This is a genomic window from Aminobacter sp. P4_H6_2, assembly GCF_056400805.1.
This window is the reverse complement of the sequence record NZ_JBFUKO010000579.1, coordinates 1-3404: the sequence shown is the minus strand read 5'-3', so window position 1 is coordinate 3404 and position 3404 is coordinate 1. Positions and strand designations below refer to the sequence as shown.

The 3404-nt window shown below is 63.0% G+C and carries 1 protein-coding gene; it reads left to right on the top strand.

All coding sequences use genetic code 11. From position 1 onward, the window contains the following. On the top strand, window positions 1–3404 hold a 3404-nt coding region (locus AC1DUU_RS26875), incomplete at both ends, for a beta strand repeat-containing protein (protein WP_476786406.1).

Here is a 3404-nt window from a genome sequence, read left to right as displayed (position 1 = left end):
ATCCCAGTGAGGCTGTCTTCCTTGGCAAGCTCCAGGGCGGCGGCGGCGATGGCGCGCTGGTGTTCAGCTTCGCGGGAATGGGCGGCAAGTCTGGTATGGTTGGCCTGGAAGAGGTGACCTACAGTCTTTCCGGAAATGTGCTGACGGCGAAGATCCAGGCGAGCCCGGATTCGAGCCGAGTCAACAAAATGCTGTTCCAGGTTGAAATCACCAATGCGGCAACGGGCGCCTACAAGGTGATCCTAGTCAACAACGTGTTGCATGCCAACGCCGACAACACAGAAGCAAGCGTCAGCGTTGTGCCGCCGCTCAGCTACACGGTCAGCGATACCGACGGCAACAACACGACCGCCGATACGGCGACCGGCACGCTGAAGATCGAGTTCAACGACGACGTTCCGACGGCCGTTGACGAAGCGGCGGAGTCGATTGCGGAAGATGCTGTTGGTACCATCGGCGGCAATGTGCTCGCCAACGACACCCCAGGCGCTGACGGCGCCAAGCTCACGTCCGTGACGATCGGCGGTTTCGAACATGTGGTGAACACTAGCGGCACGACCATAAACACATCCAACGGTACCTACACGTTCCAGTCGAACGGCGCGTGGACGTTCGATCCGAAGCCAAACCTTACTAACGCAACCGGCGTCAACGCAGGCTTCACCTACACGATCACCGACGGCGACGGCGACACCGCGACAGCGGCGCAGCCGATCACGGTGACGGACGGCGCCGGACCAGTTGCGGGTGCGCCGATCACGCTTGCGCTGGACGACCAGAACCTGGCGAACGGCTCGACGCCTGGCGGCGACGACTTCGCGACCGGGTCCATCACCTTCACGCCGGGTTCGGACGCGATCGCCTCGATAGCATTCGGCACCGACCTGAGCGCCCTCGGTGGAGGCCTGACCTGGGAGCGGGTATCCGCCACCGAAATCGTCGGCAAGGACGGTGCGGTAGCCGTGGTCAAGCTCGAGCTGACTGTCGTAGGCAACGCCGCGACCGTGAAGGCGACACTTGAGGACAACTACGACAGCCATGCAGCCAGTGGCGACGATCTGCAGGAACTCGGCTCGGTCAAGGTCGTGGCGACCGATACGGACGGCACGACGGCCCAGGGTACTGTCAATGTGACGGTGTCCGACGACATGCCGGTCGCGCGTCCGGTCGAGCATCGGGTTGTTCTTGACGACGAAGGCCAGTCCGGCGGCATTTCGGGTGGAAGCGCGGCCGGCGAYGTTGCCGGAGAGGTCAAGAGCGCGACCGGCATGCTCGATTTCGCAGCGGGCGCCGACGGCCTGCGGAAGATCACGGCAGGCTTGGCAACGGTGTCCGGTGAGAACGGCGCGATCGGGACGCTGAAGGCCATCTATGTCGATCCGATCACCAAGGCAGCGACGGTACTCGACGTGCAGACCGCGTGGTCGCAGTCCGGGATCGGTGGCGTCCTGACCGGGACGATGACGGCCCCGGGAGGAGCCCAGCTCGAAGTCTTTAAGCTGACGATCAACGATGCCGGTGGCTATGAGCTGGAGGTCTTCCGCCCGCTGGCCCACCCGCTGACGTCGGCTCCCGGCGCCAGCCAGCTCGAGTATGAAGACAATCTAAGCCTCAAGTTCAACTACGAGGTTACCGACGGAGACGGCGATACTGCGCCTTCGACGCTGACTGTTATGGTTGACGACGACACCCCTGATCTCGGCACGCCGCAGTCCATCGAAGTCGGCAACGGCGCGGCAACGACCATTGGCAGCTTCGACATCCTGCCGGGAGCTGACGGCATCAAGGACATCGACTTCACGTCGCTTCCGGCAAACCTCAAATCCGGCGGATTGGCAATCCAGTATACCGAGGTCGGCAACCAACTGATCGCCCACACGGGTAACCAGGCCAATCCGGTGTTCAGTCTGACCGTCAATCCGGCCGGGGGCTACGTCTATCAGTCGTTCAGGCCGCTTGACGGCGCAACGACCACCGTGGATGCAACAAAGGCCAGTGGGGCATACGGCTCCGGCCCAGGAACTGCCTATTTGCTCACGACGCAAGGTGGCGAGAACCTCGCGGTGGTGTCGGGCTGGAAGGCGGATGGCGCGCTCGACCAGGTCAAGGGAGCTGCAACGGGCTGGGGTGTCGGCATTGACGGCAATCTCGGTGCGGGCGAAATGCTGCGCTTCGACTTCCAGGACGCAGACAACTTCGGCGTTGCTGGCTTTACCCCTCCGCCGTTCTCGGGTCCTGCAGTTTCAGAAGCGACGCTATCCTTCAAGAACCTCGGCGGCGATAAGCTTACATTTGTGGTCCGTTTCACCGACAACTCGCAGACCACAGAAACCGTCACGATAAGCGGCAGCACCAAGTCCTTCACCGCCCCGGCTGGCAAGTTCATCGACTACATCGAGGTTATTGGCGTAGCTGTCCAAGGCGGCGGCGCCAAGGTGTCCCTCGCCTCGGTCTCACGCACCGAAACCACGGTCGATCTCGACCTGCAGTTCGGCGTCAAGATCGTGGACGGGGACGGCGATGCGCAGAACGCTACCATCAACGTCGGCGTCAAGAACTCCGCCCCCACACTCAGCGGACTCGATGCCGAGCATGGCGAGCTGGTGGTGGACGAGGACCACCTGTCCGACGGCTCCTCGCCGAATGCGCAGGCGCTGACGCAGGCCGGTTCGTTCAGCTTCGCCGCGGCCGACGGCATCGGCTCGATCAAGATCGGGTCGACGACGCTGAACCTTGCCGGCGGCTTCCCGCAGACGATATCGGATGATGCCACGGGCAAGCTGGTGGTCACGGGCTACAGCTACAATCCGGCGACGGGTGCCGGCAGCGTCACCTACAAATACACGCTGGAGGACAACACGCTGACGCATGGTTCCGCCAATGGCGAGAACAGCGTCCAGGTCAGCTTCGCGGTCGAGGTCAAGGACAGCGACGGCACGACGGCCACCGGCAGCCTCGACGTCAAGATCGTCGACGACGTTCCGACGGCGAACGCGGGGACCGCTCTGACGGTTGTTGAAACGGCAGGCGAAACGGCAGGCCAGAACCTCCTTGCCAATGATATCAGGGGCGCCGATGGCGCCACGGTCAYGCACGTGTCGTTCGACGATGGTGACACCTGGCAGGAGGTGGCCGCTGGCGGCTCGACGTTCATGCCGGCCGGTGGCCAAGGGACCTACGTCATTGCCGGAAATGGTGACTGGAAGTTCGACCCGAACCCCAACTCCAGCAGCTTGACTCAGAATGTGAGCTTCCTCTACCGCATCACCGATGGTGACGGCGATACTTCGCAGGCCACGCAAGCCATAGCGATCACCAACGCCAACGCGCAGCCGACGGCCGGCACGGTCACGGCTACGGTCGACGATGAGGGTCTGGCGAACGGCAATGCAGGGAATGGCTCG